Consider the following 21,242-nt stretch of genomic DNA (forward strand, 5'->3'; position numbering starts at 1 on the left):
CCGCTGCAAAAATTGGACTTCCTGATAGACCAGAAGTAATGGAGCTTGGCAACAAAAAAACCGGGCAAAATGCCCGGTCTGTTGAATTATGGTAAAGCAGTATTCGTTACGGCATCAGCACAGTGTCTACGCTGTGGATATAGCCATTAGAAGCCTCGATATCTGTCGCGATCAGGTTCACGGCATTTCCTTTATTATCATAGAGCACTACCTTATCGCCTTCCATTTTAAAGGTGATCCTGCTTCCCTGTAGGGTTTCGGCCGTAAAAGTTCCGTCATTGTTTTTTAAAGCTTGTACTACATCGGATGCAGTATATAATCCCGGAACTACGTGGTAGGTAAGTACAGAGGTCAGCGTTTCTTTATTTTCCGGCTTTAACAGGTCGGCCAGGGCACCATCCGGTAACTGGTCAAAAGCAGCATTGGTTGGAGCAAATACTGTGAATTCTCCTTCGCCATTTAAGGCATCCACCAGGTCTGCGGTCTGCAGGGCGGTTACCAAGGTAGAGAAGTCTGCGTTGTCTACAGCGACCCCGACTATAGTCGGAGTTTCTTCTTCCATTTCTTCACCGTAAGACTCCACCGTTTCCATTTTTTCGGCTTCCATGTTGTCTTTTTTTTCTTTCTTTTCGCCGCATGCTACAAAAAGTAGGGCTATGAGGCTCCATAAACTGATATTCTTAATCATGGCACTTTGTTTTTAATTAATTGATTTTGGTAAACTTACAAGCTTAATTCCTAGTATCTTCCCAATTAATGTTTAAAGTTTTTTATATAATGTTAAACATTATTAAAATATCGAGATAATTGACCTAAAAGGATTCTATCGCTAATTGAACTAAAATTTAGCTAGCTTTATACCCTCCCCAAGACTAATTCAGTATTGATGAAGAAACGTATCCGGCAAATCCTGCTGCTGACCATTCTTGGTACAACCCTGTTGTTGTTGCTGTGTACGTCGGTGATTGAAATTGCTACGATTGGGAAAACTTATACGGCGACCGCTTCTATACCCCATAACCGGGTAGGCCTTTTACTGGGTACTACGCGGTACCAGGCTCCTAACAAGGTGAATCCATTTTACGCCAATAGGATCCAGGCCGCCATTGCCCTGTACCAAGCCGGGAAGATCGACTTCTTATTGGTTAGCGGGGATAATGCTACGCTTTATTACAACGAGCCGAACACCATCAAAAAAGACCTGATCTCAGGGGGCATACCCGCCGAGAAGATTTTTTTAGATTTCGCCGGTTTCAGAACACTGGATTCTATGGTACGGGCCAAGTATGTCTTCGGATTAGACGAAGTCACTGTTATCTCCCAGGAATTCCATAATGAGAGGGCCATATTCCTGGCTAAGGTGAAAGGCCTGGATGCCATAGGCTATAATGCAGAAGGTATTTCAGGTATGGGTGGGTTACAGGTATATGCCCGCGAATATCTCGCCAGGGTCAAGGTCTTTATCGACCTGGCACTGAATACCCAACCGAGATTCTACGGCAAGCGCATTGTGATTGAATAAGTATGCGGAATACCTTCCATGGATCAGTTGATGAACCGGTATTACTCAATCCGAAGGTCTTCTAGCAGAGTGAATCAAAAAAAGGGGGCATGCCCCCCACCCCATCTTCAAGATAAAGGCTTTCACTGCAAGGAAAAAGCAGGCAAACTAAAGTTTAAAAATTCGCCTGCAATGCAAGCTTATTGCACAGCACCATATTAACTTAATACCGGGGAGGGGCTGAGCACCCCGATACACAATCCAAACCTACTATGTCCCTATGTCCCTATGTAACTCAGTAACGCTGTAACCTTGTAACCTTGTAACCCTGTAACCTTGTAACTAAATTAACCCCTGCATGTTTCCTGCAGTGAATTCATATAATTTGAAACCGGGGCGGGGTTAAGAACCCCGGTGATCTATCCAGACCTACTATGTCCCTATGTCCCTATGTAACTCAGTAACGCTGTAACCCTGTAACCCTGTAACCTTGTAACCTTGTAACCTTGTAACCCTGTAACCTTGTAACTAAATTAACTCCTGCATGTTTCCTGCAGTGAATTCATATAATTTGAAACCGGGGCGGGGTTAAGAACCCCGGAGCTCAACCTAGATCTACACTGTACCTGTATCACTAAGAACCATTGTAACCATCTAACTCCTTAACACTGTCCCTATGTACCTATGTCCCTATGTCCCTATGTCCCTATGTCCCTATGTCCCTATGTCCCTATGTAACAAACACCAACCCTAAAATTATCTCCAAAAAATACCATACATTTAATCCCCTAACCGACCACTATGCCTAACCTTAAAACGCTGATCAAGAACCTGGGGCCGGGTCTTTTGTTCGCCAGTATGGCCATCGGCACCTCGCACCTGGTGCTGTCTACCAAAGCCGGAGCCCAATACGGCTGGATCATGGTGATCCCTATTATCCTGGCTAATATCCTGAAATACCCCTTCTTCGAATTCGGTATCCGGTACACCATCGCCGCCGATAAAACGCTCATTGAAGGTTATCTCGGCAGAGGGAAGGCATACCTCTATATCTACGCGTTTATCCACTTGGTGACCACATTTACCATCCTGGCCGCCCTCTATGTTGTCACAGCCGGACTCTTTATCAATCTTTTTGATACGCCCGGAATATCTGTAAGCATGGTAGCCCTGGGGCTATTTGTCTTTATCAGTATTTTACTGATCATAGGCCGCTATAAGTTCCTGGAACTGTCCCTGAAATTCGTAGTCTCTATCTTATTTATCGCCCTACTCGTCACTACGGTACTCGTGATCTTTAAAGGGCAGGTAGACCCCGTGGAAGGATTTAAAAGACCAGAACTTTTTAACGAAGTGGGAATTCTCTTTTTGATCGGCCTGGTAGGATGGATGCCCACAGCCGTGGAAGCCAGTAGCTGGATCAGCCTCTGGACCGTAGAGAAATACAAGATCACCAATCGAAAGCTCAGCCTGTCAGAAGCCTTACAGGAATTTAATTCGGGCTACCTGATGACCGCCTTACTGGCCGTCTTCTTCCTGCTAATCGGGTGGATGACCCTCTATGGCACAAATACCGAGCTCAGCGGGAACGCGGTTACCTTTGCAGACCAGGTAGTACAGCTTTTCACAACCCATATCGGCCAATGGGCGTATATCTTCATCGCAGTATCTGCCTTTGCTACCATGTTCAGTACCTGCATGACAGCCCACGATGCTATTGCCCGGGTAAGCCTGGATATTCTAGGGTTCCTGCGCCCTAAAAAAAAACCTCTTGTAGCACGAAGGCACTTTGGCTGGGCCGTGATCATCCTGGCCGGGGTAAATTACCTGGTACTGACGGCATTCAGCGCCAACATGGGGAACCTGGTGGCCCTGGCGACCTTTATATCGTTCGTGATGGCACCGGTAGTCGGGTATATGAACCTGAAAAATGTCCTGAGCAATGATGTACCGGCAGAGATGAGACCTTCCCGGCCCTTGCAATGGCTTACCTGGACAGGGATGATCTTCCTTGCCTTCTTTTCGTTATACTACTGCTGGATGATCTTCTTCTGATCCCTACAGGGCTTCATCAATAATCTCCTGCACTACCTCGGGATTTAATAGGGTGCTGATGTCTCCCAGGTTAGCGGTATCATTCCCGGCGATCTTTCTCAGGATTCGCCTCATAATCTTCCCGCTCCTGGTTTTAGGCAAGCCCGGCACAAACTGTATCTTATCCAGCTTAGCAATAGGTCCGATCTGTTCTGTGATCTGTTGATTGATCTCGTTCCGGAGGTTATCCCGGTCCCTCCCGGTGCCGGTTTCTTTGAGGATCACAAATCCGTAGAGTGCATTCCCCTTAATATCATGAGGGAAGCCTACTATAGCCGATTCGGCTACTGCCGGGTGTTCGTTGATCGAATCCTCTATGGGTGCCGTACCCAGGTTGTGCCCGGAGACAATGATGACATCATCTACCCGCCCGGTGATACGGTAATAGCCAACCGCGTCCCTGAGGGCTCCGTCTCCCGTAAAATAATATCCCTTATAGGCAGAAAAATAGGTGTCCCGGTAGCGGTCATGATCGCCCCAGATAGTGCGAGCCATCCCCGGCCACGGAAATTTAATGCAAAGGCGCCCATCGACGAGGTTGCCATTTACTTCATTTCCCTCCTCATCCATCAGTGCGGGTTGTACCCCGATAAAGGGCAAGGTGGCGTAGGTTGGCGTAGTGGGAGTCACATAAGGAATAGGTGAGATCATAATTCCGCCTGTCTCGGTCTGCCACCAGGTATCCACGATAGGGCTCTTGCCCTTACCGATATTATTGTTATACCAGTGCCAGGCTTCTTCGTTGATGGGTTCACCTACTGTCCCCAGTACTTTCAACGAAGATAGGTCGTACTTTTCCACGTACTCCAGGCTTTCCTTGGCCAGGGCCCGGATCGCGGTAGGTGCCGTATAGAATTGGGTTACCTTATGCTTCTCTACTACCTCCCAGAACCTGCCGTGATCAGGATAGGTTGGCACTCCTTCAAACATAACGGTGGTTGCCCCATTCACCAAGGGTCCGTAGACGATATACGAATGGCCGGTGATCCACCCGATATCTGCGGTACACCAATACACATCAGCTTCCCGGTACTGGAATATATTTTTGAAGGTATAAGCAGTGAAAACCATATAGCCTGCCGTAGTGTGGACCATCCCTTTAGGTCTCCCTGTAGAACCGGATGTATACAAAATGAAAAGTGGGTCTTCGGCATCCATCACCTCGGCCGTGATATCGGCATAAGCCTTATCCATAAGGGGAGCCAGCCAGTGGTCCCTTCCGTCTTTCATGTCAACTTCATTCCCGGTCCGTTTTACCACCAACATGGTTTTCACGCCCGGGCAGTCCTCCATGGCCTGGTCTACGATCGCTTTCAGGTCTATGGTCTTCGCTCCCCGGAAAGATCCATCGGAAGTGATCACAACCCTACAATCGCTATCATTGATCCGGGTGGCCAGGGCATTGGCAGAGAACCCGGCAAATACCACCGAGTGTATGGCCCCGATACGGGCACAGGCCAGGACAGATATAGCCAGTTCCGGGATCATGGGCAGGTAGATACAGACCCTGTCCCCTTTCTTGACCCCCTTATCCTTGAGCACATTGGCCATTTTGCATACTTGTTCATGAAGCTCCCTGTAGGTGATGTGCTGTGCTTCTTCCTTTGGATCGTTGGGCTCAAACAAAATGGCTGTCTTATCTCCCCTGGTGGGCAGGTGACGGTCAAGGCAGTTTTCGGTGATATTTAGTTTAGCGCCTTCAAACCATTTTACATCGGGCTTGTTGAAATCCCAGGACAAAACATTATCCCATTTTTTTCTCCAGACAAAATGTTCTTCAGCGATCTCCTCCCAGAAAGCCTCAGGGTCCCTGACCGATTTGCGGTAGACCTGGAAATATTCCTCCAGGTGTTTAATATGATAATTACTCATGTATTTTTGGTTGATGGCCCGGATTCTCAGCAACCGGGCCGTGTATTAATTAATGTTCTACAGCCTTTTCTGCCCCGGAAGGAATCCGGATCAGTTCTACCATGTCCTGTATCTCAGGAGGTGGTGCCTTGGTAAAGGAAGCGACCGTGATAGCCACACTAAAGTTAAGCAACATGGCCACAGTTCCAAAACCTTCCGGGGAAATCCCAAGCCACCAGTCTTCAACTCCTCCGCCGCCGAAGAAATCGAATTTAAACTTGAGCATATAGCCCAGCATAGCTAATATTCCAACCACCATCCCGGCAATTGCGCCTTCTTTATTCATACGTTTATAAAAGATCCCTAAGATTATAGCCGGAAAGAATGAAGCTGCAGCGAGCCCGAAAGCCAGGGCCACTGTGGCCGCGACAAAATCCGGTGGATTAATGCCAAAATAACCGGCAACGCAAACGGCTACTACTGCAGATAAACGTGCAGCGATAAGTTCGCCCTTGTCCGAAATATTAGGTTTGATCTGTTTCTTGATAAGGTCGTGCGAGATAGAGGTAGATATCACCAATAACAAGCCGGCTGCGGTTGATAAAGCCGCCGCAAGACCCCCGGCTGCAACTAAGGCGATCACCCAGTTGGGAAGGTTGGCAATCTCCGGGTTGGCCAGTACCATGATATCTGCATCAACGGTCAGTTCATTGGCATCCTTATCGGCAAGGTATTGAATAGTCCCGTCCCGGTTCTTGTCATCAAATACGATCAAGCCCGTGCTTTCCCATTTGGAGAACCATGCAGGCATCTCGGTATAGGGCTGGTCACTCACGGTTTCTATCAGGTTGGTCCTGGCAAATACCGCGATGGCTGGTGCCGTGGTGTAGAGGATCGCGATAAATAACAAGGCATAGCCGGCTGACTTCCGGGCATCGCGGACCCGGGGCACCGTGAAGAAGCGCACGATTACGTGTGGAAGTCCTGCCGTCCCCACCATCAGGGCTGCGGTGATAAAGAAAATATCGATCATGGGCCGTGATCCTTCGGTATAGGCATTAAAACCCAATTCCTTGGATAATCCATCCAGCTTATCGAGTAAAGAGACTTGCTCCCCTAACACATCAGACCCCATACCTATTTGAGGAATAGGATTACCCGTCATTTGTATGGATATGAATATTGCAGGTACCATAAAGGCAAAGATGAGTACGCAATACTGCGCCACCTGGGTATAAGTGATTCCTTTCATTCCCCCAAGTACCGCGTAAAACAGGACGATCACCATCCCGATCAGTACCCCGGTATTGATGGGAACTTCCAGGAACCTTGAAAATACCAGTCCAACCCCGCGCATCTGCCCTGCTACGTAGGTAAAGGATACCAGGAGTGCGCAGATAACGGCAACAGTGCGAGCAACATTGGAGTAATACCGATCCCCAATAAAATCCGGAACTGTAAATTTTCCGAACTTACGCAGGTAAGGTGCCAGTAATAGGGCCAGTAGTACGTAACCCCCGGTCCAGCCCATGAGATAGACCGATCCGTCATAACCATTAAAAGAAAGCAGCCCTGCCATTCCCAGGAAGGATGCGGCAGACATCCAGTCTGCTGCCGTGGCCAGCCCATTGGCGATCGGGGGCACACCCCCGGAAGCTACATAAAAGTCAGTGGTAGAATTAGCCCTGCTCCAAATCGCTATCCCGATATAAAGGGCAAAAGTGAGACCTACGATCAGGTAGGTCCAGGTCTGTACGTCCATGAAGTATTGGTTTGGATTTGGTTGAGTTTGATTATTTTTCCCGGTAGCCGTATTTCTGATCCAGTTTGTTCATCAGTCTTACATATATGAATATCAGGATGACAAAAACATAGATAGATCCCTGTTGGGCAAACCAGAATCCTAGCTTAAATCCTCCAATGGAGATGGCATCCAAAGTATCCTTTAATAGGATTCCGAATCCATAGGACACCAGGAACCATATGCTTAATAGGACGAGGAGGTATTTCAGGTTGGTTTTCCAATACCCCTTGTGATCAGGTATTTTATCCATTAGTCGGCTATTTTATCTAAATATAGACAATATTGAAAAATGCGGATAAAAGCTACTCAAAAAGTTGAGGTATTGAACCCCACATAAACAGGGCCTTTAACACGAAATTTGCATTTAGGGTTTAATTTTTAAACCTTTGTAAAAATCTGTGTACTATGAAGTTGATCAAAATTGTAAGAAGCACGAAAGAAGAAACCCGGTTTACTCCCAAGATGGGATTACTGCAGACACGGGTAACCTACATCAGGAAATCATTCGCAGGGATACCCCTGAAAACCCTTCACAAATACAGGAATACCTACTACGGTAAAATAAAGGACTGTAAGGCCTGTGAACTAACGGCCTAGAGCTCCTCGTAATTCTCAATTACAAACAGGTATCTTTCATTCTGCTTGTGTAGCATTTCCAGGCAGAACACCCCGTCTTTACATTGATTTGTTAATTGCGATTCGCCATAACCGGTCGCGGAGAGTATACTGCCACGATCTACTCCATTCGCGATCAAGTAGTCCTTGATCGCATCGGCCCGTGCTTGCGACAACCTCTGGTTAGTAGATCTTCCTCCCCGGCTATCGGTATGTACAGCAATGCTGAATTTGATTCCTGGGAACCTGGACATGGCGTCGACCACCTTGTCCAATTCGGTCTGTATTTCCGGAGTCAGGTCTGTACGACCACTGGAGAAAAAGAATTTCCTGAGTTTGAATAAAGTCTTATCATCAGAACGTTCTACAAGGTCATCCAGGGCAACTATTCCCATATTATACCCTATCCCCTGTATTTCTTCCATTTCAGCCGCATCATAGGTTGCCGAGAAAACTGAAAACTTTTCCTTAGTAGCTTGTACGGTCAGTTGCTCCTGCCATGGGATCTCAAATCGGAATGATCCATCGTTGGCTGTACTGAGTTCCGTGAGCACATTACCTTCACCGTCAAGCACCCTGACCTGTGCCCCGGGCACCTCATCGTTATCTGCAATATTCATCACTGTTCCCCGAAGCGCAAATGTTTTAAGTCCGGGTTTCTTGTCGGCTGTAAAGCCATAGAGATCGTCGTTACCGTCTCCGCCCTGCCTGTTGGATGCAAAATAACCCAGTACGCCCCCACTATCCTGGCTACGGATCACCAGGCCAAAATCGTCTACTTCGGTATTGATCCCTGAACCTAAATTAACCGGGATGCTAAAAGTACCGTCTTGTTGTATATCCGACTTGTAGATGTCCATCCCGCCCAGGCCGTAGAAGATGTCGGAAGAATAGAAGAGGCTTCCATCATAGATATACGGAGCGATCTCATTCCCCGGCGTATTGATCCGAGGCCCAAGGTTTATAGGGGCAGACATAATCAACCCGTTGTTGGTATACACAAAATAAATATCGGTTCCTCCCAGGCTGTCATCAAAGTTAGCCGCGAAGTACAGCTTCCCGGATTCAGCATCGTAGAAAGGATAATAAAAAGAGATGTTGAGATCCTTCAGCAGGTAATTGGATGTCCTGTCATCGGAAGCCATGGTAATGGCCAGGGTGTTCTTCCCACTTGGACTGAATTTCAGCTTCCCTTTTTCCACATTGGAACTGATATAGAAGATCTTGTCCAACTCCTTGGAATAAAAAGGTGTGGCCTCGTGGAATTTCGCCTCCGGGATACCGAAGAATGGATTTGGATTAGCCAAGTTACCATCGGGTCCTATACGCGCTACCCAGATATCGAGGAACGATTCCCCGGAAGGGCCGTAAATCGGTTTGGATTCTAAAGCCCTGGCCGTGGTAAAGAGCAACCTGTCTTTGTAGAAGGTTGGTGAAAAATCGGATTGATTGCTGTTCCCATTGGCATGGAAAACTTTATAACCGGGATTGCCGGCATCTTGATCATCCAGTAATACCAGGTTAAAGTCGGCATTCTCTATCAATTCTTTAGGCAGGGTATGTTTTTTGGTATCCAGGAATGCTTTAACTCGTTCTTTACCCGATGCCTTTGCCATAGCCTGTAGCATATTGTTGAACTGGTGATCAGACATGGTGCTATCTTTCTTAAACACCTGCAGGTAAGCTTCGGAGGCCTTGTCATAGTTCCCCACCTTCAGGTAGGATTGCGCCAGGTTCTGCTGTTGCTTTACAGTCAGCGGGCTTCTCCGTTGTTCTTCCAGGTATTCTGATATCGCATCCTGGTAGGCGTATTCAAAGAACAGTATATCTGCCTTAGATCGTTCTTCCTGCCCATGAGTGATGACAGCCCCGCAGAGGAAAAATAATACTGCTAATAATCTTATGTCTGCTCGCATGCTCATATTAAAAGAACCTTGGTGAATCTATTTGCTTTGGTTTTCCTTTTTCGCCTTTCATTCGCTCTTTCTTGCTCTTAGCAAAATCCCTGCCGAGGAAGAATTTAACGATTATCTCGTGAGATCCCTGGCTGTATTCCCCTAAACTGTTGGTGGTATAGTCATAAGAATACCCGATAAAGGCATTTGGTGACACCTGGAAACCTGCCAGTCCGCTTACCGCACTACCCACCCGGTAGGAGGCTCCTGCCGTAAAAGTCTCGTTGATCAGGAAATTGGTCGATAGGTTAAAGGTAACCGGTGAACCGCTGAGATAGTTCGCGAGGACGGCGGGTTTAAATTTCAGGCTTTCGGATAGGTCAAATACATATCCCCCGATGAAATTGAATTGTAATTTATCATCCACGATGGTCGCAACCTCCTCGTTATAAATATCGTCTGTCAGGAAATTGGGAACAGACACTCCCAAATAGCCATCTTCCCCATACATAAAGAGTCCCGCCCCTACCGTAGGGTAGAATTTACTGATGGTCTCCTGGTCCAGTATAGGTTCCCCGGGATTCTCAAAAGTTCCCTTTGAGAAGTCGACGTTCAGGAAAGATCCTCCCACGTCCATCCCGAAAGATAGTTTTACATAATCCGAAAGGTTCACCTGGTAGGAGTAAGCTACGTCTACGAAAGTCTGTGTTGATGGTCCGATCTGGTCGTTGATCACGTTAAAACCCAGTCCCATGGTCTCGTTGTTAAAGGGGTGGTTGATCCCGAACCTGATGGTCCTGGGAGCTCCTTCAATATCGACCCATTGCGCCCGGTAAAGGGCAGCAATATCGGTAGTTTCCACAGAGCCGACATAAGCCGGGTTAAAACTCCCGATATTATACATGTACTGAGTATACTGTGGCTCTTTCTGCGCATTACCAAGGTGTATAGCACCGAAGAACAGCAGGGCCATTAACCAAACTCCGGTTTTTCCGGACATCCGAATATGTTGTGTCATTAATATGCTCATCTTATCAGCTGTATCCAGCCTTTCCTGACTTCTGAACCATCGCCCAGGTCCAGGATATAAAAATAGGTTCCTTCGGCTACGTCAACGTTATTCCGCCTGCCATCCCAGATAGCGCTGTCTGTCATTTCACGGGCTTCGAAAACTTTATTCCCGTATCGATCAAAAATGACGAGGGAATTACCGGGGAACTGTTCAATATTATTGATTCTTAAAATATCATTGGTTCCATCTCCGTTGGGCGAGAATTGGTTGAATATAAAACCGGGCTCATCGCTAGACCTTTCACTAACTACAACACGAACAGAAGCCGAGTTATTTACAATATTCCCATCCACGGGGTTAGAGCTCAGTATAGTTGCTGTATTGGTGAAATCCCCAATCCTCGGCACCAATACCGTAAATGCAAGGCTTGCTTCTTCCCCAGCTGCTAATGACGGGATATTCCAAATACCCGTAAGCGGATCATAGCTTCCATTGGTAGCAAATATGATATTCTGGAAAATAAAGCCTCCTTCCTCTGTAATAATGTCTTCAACACGGATACTGTTAACCACCGTTTCATCAGAAGATTCATTAGTCACAGAAATTCTGAACAATATCTCTTCTCCTACCAATGGCCTGGAAGGTATTACTTCTTTCCTCAGAACCAGGTCTACCCCTTCTACAGGGTCCGGGTTCACTGTCACTGTAGCCGAATTGTTAGCGTCGTTATCATCAACCGGACTGGAAGACAAGAGTTCTGCTGTATTGGTGAATACACCTTCACTACGAACCGTTGCGGTCACTGCCAGGGTAGCCGTACCCATTCCCTCTAATTGATCGATCTCCCAACTACCTGTTTCAACATCATAAGTACCTACAGAGGTATCCGCGGAAATAAATTCGAACCCGGATTCCAGCAGGTCGCCCACCACGATATCAGATGCTGCGCGCATGTCTGTATTGTTCAGGGTAATGGTGAAAACCACTTCTTCCCCGAAAGAAGCTCCAGGGTTATCTACTTCTTTCTGCACTTCCAGGTCTATAGGCTGAGACTGGCAGACTTCGTTGTCGGCATTGGGGACACACGGATCGCTGTTGGCAGGATCCAATTGATCCGTAACGCCGTCGTTATCAGCATCCGTAAGTAATGATTCCAAAGCGTCTATGATGCCGTCGCCATCCTCGTCTGAAGGGTTGTCCAGGTCTGATCCAACCTCGATATTGTCATTAATGAGATCACCGTCTGTATCGATATTATTGGGATCGGTACCCAGGGTGGCTTCCTGTCCATCGAGCAGTCCGTCCCCGTCCGAATCCACATCACAACTGTTTACCGTGATGGTCAGGTCTACCGATTCGTTTACACAGGGTTGCTGTGCTCCTGTAGTGGTATAAGTGAAAATATAGGTGCCTGAAGGGCGATTATTGAAATTAACCGTATTTCCGGATTCGATAGTCAACACCCCGGATGGATCCTGGCTGATACTCCATTCCCCGGCATCGTTCCCGGTAATAAAATTATCCAGGTCCCTTAGACTTGGACCATTCTCCGGCACATTACAGGCCCCGGTATCATTGGTAGTACCGGCGCTGACCGGTGGTACCACGGTTACCGTAACCCCTTCTCTTTCGGAGGTACAGTTGTTAGCTGTAGCTTCTACAAAATAAGTGGTGGTCACCGTTACATTAGGCGTAAAAGTAGCGAAATTACCCAGCACCTGTGTGCTGCTTGCGGTGGCATACCAACGGTAACTGGGGTTCTCCGGGCTGTCCGGGATATCCCCGGTAACGGTTAGAGTCGCCTGTCCGGGACCACAGAGTTCATCTCCCGTAGTCCCAGTAATTACCGGGGTGGTATTTACGGTCAGGGTGACCTCAAGGGTTGGACTCGCACAATCGTTGGTAGCGTCATAAAAGAAGCCGTAATAGGTTCCCGGTGCAGGATTATCAACCTGTGCCTGGGTGAGGTGGTTAGCCACGATCAGCGGATCGGGGTTTGCACTCCATGTAAGGGTTGTTCCTGCAGGAGGCGTGCTGTTGGTATAATCATTCAATCCCTGGGTGATCACATCACAGAATTCGTCTGCCACATCGGTATCCCGTACCGGTGCCGTGTTCCCTGCATCACAAGGTGGGGTACAATCGATCACCGTAATGGTAAGAGTCACCGAATCCTCCGTACATGGTGCCTGGGCATTATCCGTAGTATAAGTAAATACATAATTTCCCAAGGGCTGCCCGGCAAAATCGACATTATTATTACCTGGGATAGAGACATTTCCTCCGGATGGCTGACTGGTAACTGCCCAGTTGCCGGAATCCTCCCCGGTGATCTGGTCGTCCAGGTCAATTTCGCTCACCCCGGGTCCGATCCCGCAGGCACTCGCGCTCTGGGTGGTACCTGCTTCGGGGCTGGTGTTTACTATAAGATCTACTCTTAATGTATTTCCATAGCAATTATTTTCATCATCATAAAAAAATCCGTAATAACTGCCTGCGCTTGTTACAACACTATTTGCTAGATGATTACTGCCATCATTAGCAGGAGTAGAACTCGTGCTCCAACGTAGTTCCGAATTCGCAGGAGGGGAATTGGATACATAGGCATCTAAATCTTGGCTGAATGAATCACAGAATTCATCTGGAATACTATTATTTCTTATAGGTGTGGCGGTACGACAGCTGTCATCATTGTTTATGGTTCCGGTAGCGGTATCAGTATCAATCACATCGGGATTTGAACTGCTTAGTGTAACAGTGAAGGTCTCATTGGGTTCAATTATTCCATCTTCGAAGGTGGCTACAGCAAATGATCTAGTTTCTCCTTGTCCACCAGAAAAATTTATTGGCGCTGGCGGAATATTACGATAATCAGCAGGCAATCCGGCACCTCCAATGGCCGTACCATTTTGAAATCCGATATTTACCGTAAACCCTCCTGTTACCGCAGCGCTTGAGGTAATTGTAAAATTTATTCCGATACCTTCCTCAGCGGAGCTGTTTCCTATGGTTAAAGTCGTAGTATCATTATCATCTTCATTGATCACGGCAACATCTGCGACCTCACCTGCAGTTAATGCATCGTAGGAACTTATACTAGATGTAACCTCACCTGTTTCAATGGTATAACTAACGTCTCCATCCACAATATTATCATTGACACCGCTAACAGTTACGTCAACCCCAGTATAATTACTCCCATTTAATGTGACGCTAGGGGGCACCGTACCCTCACTTGTATCACTGCTTCCTAATGCTATAGTTACGTTACCTTCAGGCTGACTTATCAAGCTAATCACGAAAGTTGCTGTACCCCCTGCTTCGGATGTGTTACCACTAATAGGCCCAACATTGACACCTGCAGGTTCGTTATCCGTGTTGATAATTCCCGTTACATTATCAACATTGGTTCCATTTAAGACATTGTAATTACCATCGTCAGAAATTACGTTTCCAGTATTGATATCATACGACTGATTTCCATCTGCAAGTGAATCATCTACACCGGTAACCATAACGGTTACTCCCGTATCCCATTGCCCAACCGGAATAAGGACGCTCGGCGGCACGGATCCTTCACCAGTATCAGAACTTGTAAGGTTTAATGTAACATCATCAGTGGGTTCCGAAGTAAGGGTGACCGTAAATGTGGCAGTCCCACCCCCTTCGCTGGTATTCCCGCTTATTGCAGACACATTCACCCCTGCGGTATCATTGTCGGCAATATCTATGTCGGCATTGCCACTTCCGGAAATGGTATATGATGCATCCGGATCAATAATCCAGGTGACTGTTTCTTCGTTTCCCTCATCGATAAAATCATCAATCGGGGTTAGGGTTACATCAGTACTCCCACTTCCTAAAAAATTAAGGTTAACAATTACGGAGGGTGGTAAACTATTAAAATCAACCCCGTCGGTTGCCTTATCGATATCAGGATCTACGGACAAAAAAACTTCTAAGGTCCCGTCTGAGGGTCCCCCCGAAACTGTAATTCGATAAGTTCCAGTTGTCGGTCCTGCTTCTGAGGCTTGGGTGTCTGGTGCTGATATAGAAACTGTCTGCCCAAAGGCAAAAGCACTAAATAAAAAGAGGCATCCCAGGAGGAACTTCTTAAATGATGGTATTTTCATAGCTCAATTTTGAATTTTTTAATAAAATTCAGTGCGAGGCTTGGTTTTTAATGTGTAAAAGGATACCAATATTATGAAAAATTCCCACAAAGCTGACATTCATAGGATTAAATAAAGGTATATCGGGTGAACTGCTGCTTTGCAGTTTACCCCTATTCTACCGCGGCCGCAGCGGTCTCAGCACTACGATCTATCTTCTTGACCAGTCCCTGTAAAACATTGCCGGGGCCTACTTCTGTAAAATGGGTGGCCCCATCTGCGATCATCTGCTGCACACTCTGTGTCCATTTGACCGGTGCAGTCAATTGCGCGATCAGGTTTTTACGGATCTCTGCAGGATCTGTTACCGCCGTTGTCGTTACGTTCTGGTAGATCGGGCAACTCGGTGTATTCACCTCCGTCTCCTTAATGGCCGCAGCCAGCTCTTCACGGGCCGGCTCCATCAGTGGAGAATGAAACGCCCCTCCTACCGGTAATACCAGCGCTCTTCGTGCACCGGCTTCTTTCAGTTTTTCACAGGCTTCTTCAATTGCCGGTACTTCGCCGGAAATCACCAACTGCCCGGGGCAGTTATAATTAGCAGGCACGACAATTCCACTAATCTCTTTACATATCTTTTCCACTACATCATCTTCCAAACCTAATACGGCTGCCATTGTGCTGGGCTGCATCTCGCAGGCTTTCTGCATCGCCAGGGCTCGTTTAGATACCAGGCTTAGACCGGATTCAAAACTCAGTGCGCCATTAGCTACTAAAGCAGAAAATTCTCCTAAAGAGTGTCCTGCTACCATGTCAGGCTTAAACGAATCACTAAGAACCCGGCTTAAGATCACAGAATGCAGGAAAATAGCAGGCTGGGTGACCTTGGTCTCCTTCAACTGCTCTGCAGTTCCTTCAAACATAATGTCGGTAATAGAGAATCCCAGAATCTCATTCGCTTTTTCAAACAACTCCTGGGCTTGTGGATATTTTTCGTATAGATCTAGGCCCATCCCGGTAAATTGGGCGCCTTGTCCGGGGAATATGTATGCTTTCATCAATTCGGTTTTAGTGGGGCTAAAATAGGGATTATTTTGCGCTTTCCCGGCCATCCCGGAGGATTTAGCCTCCCTCAGGATCAATCGCTTTAAACCCTAATAGCCACTGCTCCCTTAAGATACGAACTTAATCATGTCTCAGAAGTACAGCTTGCTATATCGGTTCTTTTGTTGATGTGAAAAAGCGTGGAGTCTATTCCTCCTTGAACCAACCGGAATACATCACGTAAGCATTGGCGATACGGTCTATCTCACCGGTACGGAGTTCCGGGCTTACCTCTTTGATCTTACGTGCAGGAACCCCGGCAAATATGGAACCTTCTGTCACGTGGGTCCCCGGGGGTACTACTGCACCCGCGGCTATGATGCTGTGACTTTCCACGATACAGTCGTCCATGACAATACTCCCCATACCGATAAGCACATTGTCCTTGATGGTACATCCATGAACAATGGCATTGTGGCCGATAGATACGTTGTTCCCGATATTCGTGGGTGATTTCTGGTAAGTGGCATGTATCACGGCACCGTCCTGGACATTGACCTTATCGCCCATCCTGATATAATGCACATCACCCCGGATCACGGCATTGAACCAGACGCTGCACTTATCGCCCATGGTTACCTCCCCTACAATGGTGGCATTTTCGGCTATATAACAATCTTCTCCTATCTGTGGGTTTATTCCCCTGACCGCTTTTATCATGGCTGCAATTTTATGAGGAACAAAAATACAGCAATTAGCGAAGCCTTGCTAAAGGCAGGCCCTTTTCAATTGAAATTTGAAAATGAATGGGATTTAATAGTTTGCGGCCGGGCAATAGCAGTTGTAGCGATTCTCGCGTTCCGGGCCAAAGTCGAACCCAAGGGTGATCTGGTGAAACCCACCATTGTCAAAGCGGATATCCCCGCTCTGGTAAGAATAGTTATAAGAGACCAGGAAACGATTAACGGTTACCCCGATGATGGGGGTAAAGAGTTGCAAACGCTGTTCCCCCAGCTGCCCGTTCGACTGGTATTGTGCTCCGTCAAAACTACGGCGATAGGAAAGTCCGCCCCAAACCGTCCCAAAATCCACATCCTTGTACACCTTGGCATTAAAATCCACGGTCTCTTCTTCGGTGAATTCGGTCATCTGGAATAGCACAGAAGGCTCTACCCTCCATTCTCCTTTCCCAAAAACGTGCCCGACAGAAACCAGCCATCGTCTCAGGTTGTCAAACTCGATCGCTGTATAGAGGTCGCGCCCGGTACCCAACAGGTTGAGAATAGCCCCATGTGCGTAAAAATCCATATAACTGTAAGACATCCCGAGATCCACGTTAAAATACCCAACACTATTATTTCCGCCGCTGATAACCGGGTCCGGGATCACAGAACGGAATTCACTTTCATCCAGGCTGCTCTGCAGGAATCCTGCACTAAGACCAAAAGATAGTTGATTCAGTATACGTATATCGCCTCCAAATCTTAGATGGTGTGCATAGGTAAGTTTCATCCCGGTCTGGGAATGGTAACCATTGGCATCATTAAACAGCATAGCCCCAATCCCACTATTGCTTTCCCCTATCCGGGTATGTGCATTTAGTGTCTGGAGACTGGGCGCCTCATCTACATTGAACCATTGTTTCCGGGCCGTTAACCGCACCTTCCCCCCACGGCCAATACCGGCCATTGATGGGTAAACCAGGTAATAATTATCCGATAAATAATCAAAATATACAGGCAGACCTTCCTGGGATAGCACGGACGATGAATACAACAGGCAGCCGGCGAGAAAGACAAGGAATTTTTTCATTCAGGAAGGACAAATATTTGCTGGTTGGGTCCAATATAAACTATAACGGCCTAAAGGCTGTATTATTATATGTGCTCAAAGTGTAAAAATGATTGTATTTTTGCACAAAATGAGGACTATGAAAGAGCATGTGATCACGGTGGTTCCGACAAATAACCCTGCGATTCTGAAATTCGAGACTAACCAGTTTATCGTCAAGGAGGCCGGGTATGAATATCATAATATTGACGAAGCCAAGGATTCTCCTTTGGCCCAGCAATTATTCTACCTGCCTTTTATCAAAACCGTATACATTTCCGGGAATTTTATCGCCCTGGAGCGATATGATATTGTACAATGGGACGATGTAAAGGACGAGGTGGCACAACAGTTGGTAGACTACCTGAATAGCGGTGCGCCCGTGGTTAAAGAAGCTGCGGAAAGCAAACAGACCCCGGTGACCATCTATGCCGAAGTGACCCCTAACCCGGCGGTTATGAAATTCGTCGCCAATAAAAAACTGGTTCCTTTCACCGTTGAATTCAAGAACATCGATGAGGCCCAGGATTCACCTTTGGCACAGAAGCTGTTTCACATCCCTTATGTCAAAGAAGTTTTCATGGACGAGAACTATGTTTCGGTGACCAAATACGAGATGGCCGACTGGAACGAAAAAACCATGGAAATACGCGAATTTATCCGTGAATATATCTCCGCCGGGAATGAAATTCTCAGTGAGGATGCAGTTCAGAAAAAGAACGAGGAAAAGGCCGGGACAGCATTTGGCGATTCAGAACTGGACGACACCAGCCAACAGATCATACAGATCCTGGAAGAGTACGTAAAACCGGCTGTGGCCAGTGATGGAGGAAACATCCTTTTCCAATCCTATGAAAAAGAAAGTCGCACTGTCAATGTTATACTTCAAGGAGCTTGCAGCGGCTGCCCCTCCTCTACTTTTACCCTTAAGAACGGGATTGAGAACATGCTGAAGAATATGCTCGGTGAGCAGGTTCGCGAAGTGGTTGCCATTAATGGATGAAACGATACTGTGCTGTTGTAATTGCATCTTTAATTTCATACCTTAAAGATGAATTTTAAAAACAACACTTATTATGGCAGTATTAAAAGTAATAGAAGTTATGGCAAACTCATCCAAAGGATGGGAAGACGCCGCAAATAATGCAGTATCACACGCATCTAAGTCGGTTAACAATATCAAATCGGTTTATATCAACGAACAGAGTGCTACCGTCAATAATGGAAAAATTGATAACTACCGGGTGAATGTAAAGATCACCTTCGAGGTCAATTAATACGAACAAACAACTCATATAAAGCGCCCAGCAGGGCGCTTTTTTTATGCCCCTGATAGATGTAACTTTGATAAGAAGGAGAACCTGAGAAAAGAATAGTAATCATGGATCATAAATATACCAATGCATTAGCGGGGGAAGATAGTCCCTACCTGCAACAACATGCGCACAACCCGGTCAATTGGGTACCATGGGATAATAAGCTACAGCAAAGAGCCGAGGAAGAAGGTAAATTACTGCTTGTCAGCATAGGTTACGCTGCCTGCCACTGGTGTCATGTCATGGAAGAACAGTGCTTTGAAGACGAAGAGGTGGCCGGAGTGATGAACCAATATTTTATTCCCGTAAAAGTAGACCGGGAAGAAAGACCGGATATAGACCAAATCTATATGGACGCCCTGCAGATGATGACAGGTAGCGGTGGCTGGCCACTCAACGTGGTTGCACTCCCTGACGGCAGACCTTTCTGGGGTGCCACCTTTGTTAAAAAAGAAGACTGGATTCAGGTACTGGATCAACTGGCCACGCTTTACCGTAAAGATCCGGAGAAAATCCGGGAATATGCAGACAAGCTTTCACGGGGTTTAAAAGAGATCAACCTGGTCTCTCGCAACAAGAACGAAGAATTATTATCCGGGGAAGACCTGGACGAGATCATGGCCCGTTGGAAAAAGGGACTGGACATGGAAATGGGAGGCAACAAGAGGGCGCCAAAATTCATGATGCCGGTTAACCTGAACTTCCAGTTGCATTACGCCCATATATCCGGGGACGAGCAGCTGCAGAACTATGTTCACAACACCCTGACCAAAATGGCTTATGGCGGGCTCTACGATCAGCTTGGAGGGGGATTCTCAAGGTATTCCGTCGATATGAAATGGCACGTACCCCACTTTGAAAAGATGCTTTATGATAACGGGCAGTTGATCAGTTTGTATGCCAAGGCTTACGCCCAGAAGAAAGATCCACTCTACAGGGAAATTGTAGAACAAACCGTGGAGTTCGTACAGCGAGAGCTGATGAATCCACAGGGTGGCTTTTATGCATCCCTGGATGCCGATAGTATAGATCGTAATGGTAAGCTGACCGAAGGTGCCTTTTATACCTGGAACCAACAGGAATTGAAAGAGCAGCTGGGGGCCGACTTTGATCTCTTCGCTGATTATTACAATATCAACGATTACGGCCTTTGGGAAGACGGGAACTATGTTCTTATCAGGAACAGCAGTAAGACGACCATTGTGGAACGTTGGAATATCACGGAAACCGAATTAGAACAAAAGTTGCAGCACTGGAAGGATAAACTTCTCCCCTTGCGTGAAACCAGGCCCCGTCCCAGGCTGGACCATAAACTGATCACTTCCTGGAACGCACTGATGTTGAATGGACTGCTCGACGCCTACCGCTACCTGGGTAACCCTGCTTTCCTGGACCTCGCTCTTAAGAATTTCAGTTTTATAAAAACTCATCTACTACTTCCCGATCACTCTTTAAAACACACTGCATCTGAAAGGGGTCCGGGAATCCCGGGTTACCTGGAGGACTATGCAACACTGGCTGAAGCCCTGATCAGTTTTTACGAGGTGACTTTTGATGAAGGATACCTATCCATGTCCCGGAATCTAATAGACCGGGCCATAACACATTTCCAGGATGAAGACAGCGGGATGTTCTTCTTCACCTCGGACGAGGAAGAAGCATTGATCCGGAGAACCATAGAGGTCACAGATAACGTGATACCGGCTTCTAATTCCATAATGGCTCATAACCTTTTCCGGATGTCCCGCTTCTATCCATCAACTGAGTACGAAACCCTTGCCAGGACCATGCTGCTGAATGTCCACCCACAATTTGAGAACTACGCTCCCAACCATGCCAATTGGATGCAGTTACTGCTATTTTTCAGGGAACCTTATTTTGAGATTGCTATTGCGGGGACAGCTTACAGGGAAAAGGCAGCAACACTGAGACAGGAATTTATTCCCAACTGTATTCTTGCCGGCAGTGATGAACAGAGCGGGCTACCCCTACTCAAAGGACGATTTACTGAAGGAAAAACCCTGATCTATGTCTGCAGGAACAACTCCTGCCAACTTCCGGTGGCTACAGCTGCCGAGGCATTGAAGCAAATCAATACAATAACCTAATTTTAACATTAGTTTAGCCCATTCTATTTGACATTGATGCTCATTTTAACATATTTTATC

General features: G+C 46.9%; 16 protein-coding genes. 6 read left to right on the forward strand and 10 right to left on the reverse strand.

Translation table 11 applies throughout. The features are described 5' to 3' along the window. Positions 1-106: 106 nt before the first annotated feature. A complete protein-coding gene (locus tag PP178_RS01045) occupies positions 107-688 on the reverse strand; it encodes a fasciclin domain-containing protein (RefSeq protein ID WP_272592452.1) in 582 nt (193 codons plus the stop codon). A gap of 198 nt (positions 689-886) precedes the next feature. Here PP178_RS01045 and PP178_RS01050 point away from each other — a divergent pair, with 198 nt between their 5' ends. Together PP178_RS01050 and PP178_RS01055 are read left to right on the forward strand one after the other, a co-directional pair. Next, entirely contained in the window at positions 887-1,522 is a 636-nt protein-coding gene (locus PP178_RS01050; RefSeq protein WP_272592453.1) for a SanA/YdcF family protein, read from the forward strand. A gap of 780 nt (positions 1,523-2,302) precedes the next feature. Beyond that, a complete protein-coding gene (locus PP178_RS01055) occupies positions 2,303-3,556 on the forward strand; it encodes an NRAMP family divalent metal transporter (RefSeq protein WP_272592454.1) in 1,254 nt (417 codons plus the stop codon). A gap of 3 nt (positions 3,557-3,559) precedes the next feature. Here PP178_RS01055 and acs read toward each other — a convergent pair whose 3' ends face one another. From acs to PP178_RS01070, 3 genes are read right to left on the reverse strand one after another with little or no spacing between them, the layout of a single operon-like run. Further along, positions 3,560-5,482 (reverse strand): acetate--CoA ligase, encoded by a 1,923-nt coding sequence (gene acs, locus PP178_RS01060; RefSeq protein WP_272593603.1) that lies wholly within the window; start codon positions 5,480-5,482, stop codon positions 3,560-3,562. 34 nt (positions 5,483-5,516) lie between these two features. After that, the gene (locus PP178_RS01065; protein ID WP_272592455.1) at positions 5,517-7,208 is read right to left on the reverse strand and encodes a sodium:solute symporter family protein; all 1,692 of its coding nucleotides are present in this window, start codon (positions 7,206-7,208) and stop codon (positions 5,517-5,519) included. A gap of 31 nt (positions 7,209-7,239) precedes the next feature. Next, on the reverse strand, positions 7,240-7,500 hold the full coding sequence (locus PP178_RS01070) for a DUF4212 domain-containing protein (protein ID WP_272592456.1): 261 nt from the start codon (positions 7,498-7,500) through the stop codon (positions 7,240-7,242). A 155-nt stretch (positions 7,501-7,655) separates the two neighbouring features. Here PP178_RS01070 and PP178_RS01075 point away from each other — a divergent pair, with 155 nt between their 5' ends. Further along, positions 7,656-7,847, forward strand: a complete 192-nt coding sequence (locus tag PP178_RS01075; RefSeq protein WP_272592457.1) for a hypothetical protein — start codon at positions 7,656-7,658, stop codon at positions 7,845-7,847. Here PP178_RS01075 and PP178_RS01080 read toward each other — a convergent pair. The 6 genes from PP178_RS01080 to PP178_RS01105 form a co-directional block, all read right to left on the reverse strand. Then, complete coding sequence (locus PP178_RS01080; protein ID WP_272592458.1) at positions 7,844-9,781, reverse strand: OmpA family protein; 1,938 nt, start codon at positions 9,779-9,781, stop codon at positions 7,844-7,846. The genes PP178_RS01075 and PP178_RS01080 overlap by 4 nt on opposite strands. A gap of 7 nt (positions 9,782-9,788) precedes the next feature. Beyond that, on the reverse strand, positions 9,789-10,760 hold the full coding sequence (locus PP178_RS01085) for a PorP/SprF family type IX secretion system membrane protein (RefSeq protein WP_272592459.1): 972 nt from the start codon (positions 10,758-10,760) through the stop codon (positions 9,789-9,791). Between the two features lie 26 nt (positions 10,761-10,786). Next, positions 10,787-14,905 (reverse strand): gliding motility-associated C-terminal domain-containing protein, encoded by a 4,119-nt coding sequence (locus PP178_RS01090; protein WP_272592460.1) that lies wholly within the window; start codon positions 14,903-14,905, stop codon positions 10,787-10,789. Positions 14,906-15,057: 152 nt separating this feature from the next. Next, on the reverse strand, positions 15,058-15,942 hold the full coding sequence (gene fabD, locus PP178_RS01095; protein ID WP_272592461.1) for an ACP S-malonyltransferase: 885 nt from the start codon (positions 15,940-15,942) through the stop codon (positions 15,058-15,060). Between the two features lie 193 nt (positions 15,943-16,135). After that, positions 16,136-16,648, reverse strand: coding sequence for a gamma carbonic anhydrase family protein (locus tag PP178_RS01100; protein ID WP_272592462.1), 513 nt, complete (start codon positions 16,646-16,648; stop codon positions 16,136-16,138). A gap of 93 nt (positions 16,649-16,741) precedes the next feature. Beyond that, positions 16,742-17,740 carry a PorP/SprF family type IX secretion system membrane protein gene (locus PP178_RS01105; protein ID WP_272592463.1) on the reverse strand — a complete coding sequence of 333 codons (999 nt, stop codon included), beginning with the start codon at positions 17,738-17,740 and terminating at the stop codon, positions 16,742-16,744. A 118-nt stretch (positions 17,741-17,858) separates the two neighbouring features. Here PP178_RS01105 and PP178_RS01110 point away from each other — a divergent pair, with 118 nt between their 5' ends. The 3 genes from PP178_RS01110 to PP178_RS01120 all read left to right on the forward strand — a co-directional run bounded on the left by PP178_RS01110 (position 17,859) and on the right by PP178_RS01120 (position 21,182). Further along, positions 17,859-18,761, forward strand: coding sequence for a NifU family protein (locus PP178_RS01110; protein WP_272592464.1), 903 nt, complete (start codon positions 17,859-17,861; stop codon positions 18,759-18,761). 73 nt (positions 18,762-18,834) lie between these two features. Then, on the forward strand, positions 18,835-19,035 hold the full coding sequence (locus tag PP178_RS01115) for a dodecin family protein (protein WP_272592465.1): 201 nt from the start codon (positions 18,835-18,837) through the stop codon (positions 19,033-19,035). 104 nt (positions 19,036-19,139) lie between these two features. Continuing rightward, positions 19,140-21,182, forward strand: a complete 2,043-nt coding sequence (locus PP178_RS01120) for a thioredoxin domain-containing protein (RefSeq protein ID WP_272592466.1) — start codon at positions 19,140-19,142, stop codon at positions 21,180-21,182. Positions 21,183-21,242: the final 60 nt, after the last annotated feature.

Source organism: Zeaxanthinibacter sp. PT1 (genome assembly GCF_028464225.1).
In the GTDB taxonomy this organism is placed as follows: domain Bacteria; phylum Bacteroidota; class Bacteroidia; order Flavobacteriales; family Flavobacteriaceae; genus Zeaxanthinibacter.

Bases quoted from the DNA above. Each gene is read 5' to 3' on its own strand.
- PP178_RS01115 (WP_272592465.1), top strand. From the start codon at position 18,835: ATGGCAGTATTAAAAGTAATAGAAGTTATGGCAAACTCATCCAAAGGA.
- PP178_RS01100 (WP_272592462.1), bottom strand. From the start codon at position 16,648: ATGATAAAAGCGGTCAGGGGAATAAACCCACAGATAGGAGAAGATTGT.
- PP178_RS01120 (WP_272592466.1), top strand. From the start codon at position 19,140: ATGGATCATAAATATACCAATGCATTAGCGGGGGAAGATAGTCCCTAC.
- fabD (WP_272592461.1), bottom strand. From the start codon at position 15,942: ATGAAAGCATACATATTCCCCGGACAAGGCGCCCAATTTACCGGGATG.
- PP178_RS01045 (WP_272592452.1), bottom strand. From the start codon at position 688: ATGATTAAGAATATCAGTTTATGGAGCCTCATAGCCCTACTTTTTGTA.
- PP178_RS01110 (WP_272592464.1), top strand. From the start codon at position 17,859: ATGAAAGAGCATGTGATCACGGTGGTTCCGACAAATAACCCTGCGATT.
- PP178_RS01065 (WP_272592455.1), bottom strand. From the start codon at position 7,208: ATGGACGTACAGACCTGGACCTACCTGATCGTAGGTCTCACTTTTGCC.
- PP178_RS01050 (WP_272592453.1), top strand. From the start codon at position 887: ATGAAGAAACGTATCCGGCAAATCCTGCTGCTGACCATTCTTGGTACA.
- PP178_RS01070 (WP_272592456.1), bottom strand. From the start codon at position 7,500: ATGGATAAAATACCTGATCACAAGGGGTATTGGAAAACCAACCTGAAA.
- PP178_RS01085 (WP_272592459.1), bottom strand. From the start codon at position 10,760: ATGTCCGGAAAAACCGGAGTTTGGTTAATGGCCCTGCTGTTCTTCGGT.
- PP178_RS01105 (WP_272592463.1), bottom strand. From the start codon at position 17,740: ATGAAAAAATTCCTTGTCTTTCTCGCCGGCTGCCTGTTGTATTCATCG.
- PP178_RS01080 (WP_272592458.1), bottom strand. From the start codon at position 9,781: ATGCGAGCAGACATAAGATTATTAGCAGTATTATTTTTCCTCTGCGGG.
- PP178_RS01075 (WP_272592457.1), top strand. From the start codon at position 7,656: ATGAAGTTGATCAAAATTGTAAGAAGCACGAAAGAAGAAACCCGGTTT.
- PP178_RS01090 (WP_272592460.1), bottom strand. From the start codon at position 14,905: ATGAAAATACCATCATTTAAGAAGTTCCTCCTGGGATGCCTCTTTTTA.
- PP178_RS01055 (WP_272592454.1), top strand. From the start codon at position 2,303: ATGCCTAACCTTAAAACGCTGATCAAGAACCTGGGGCCGGGTCTTTTG.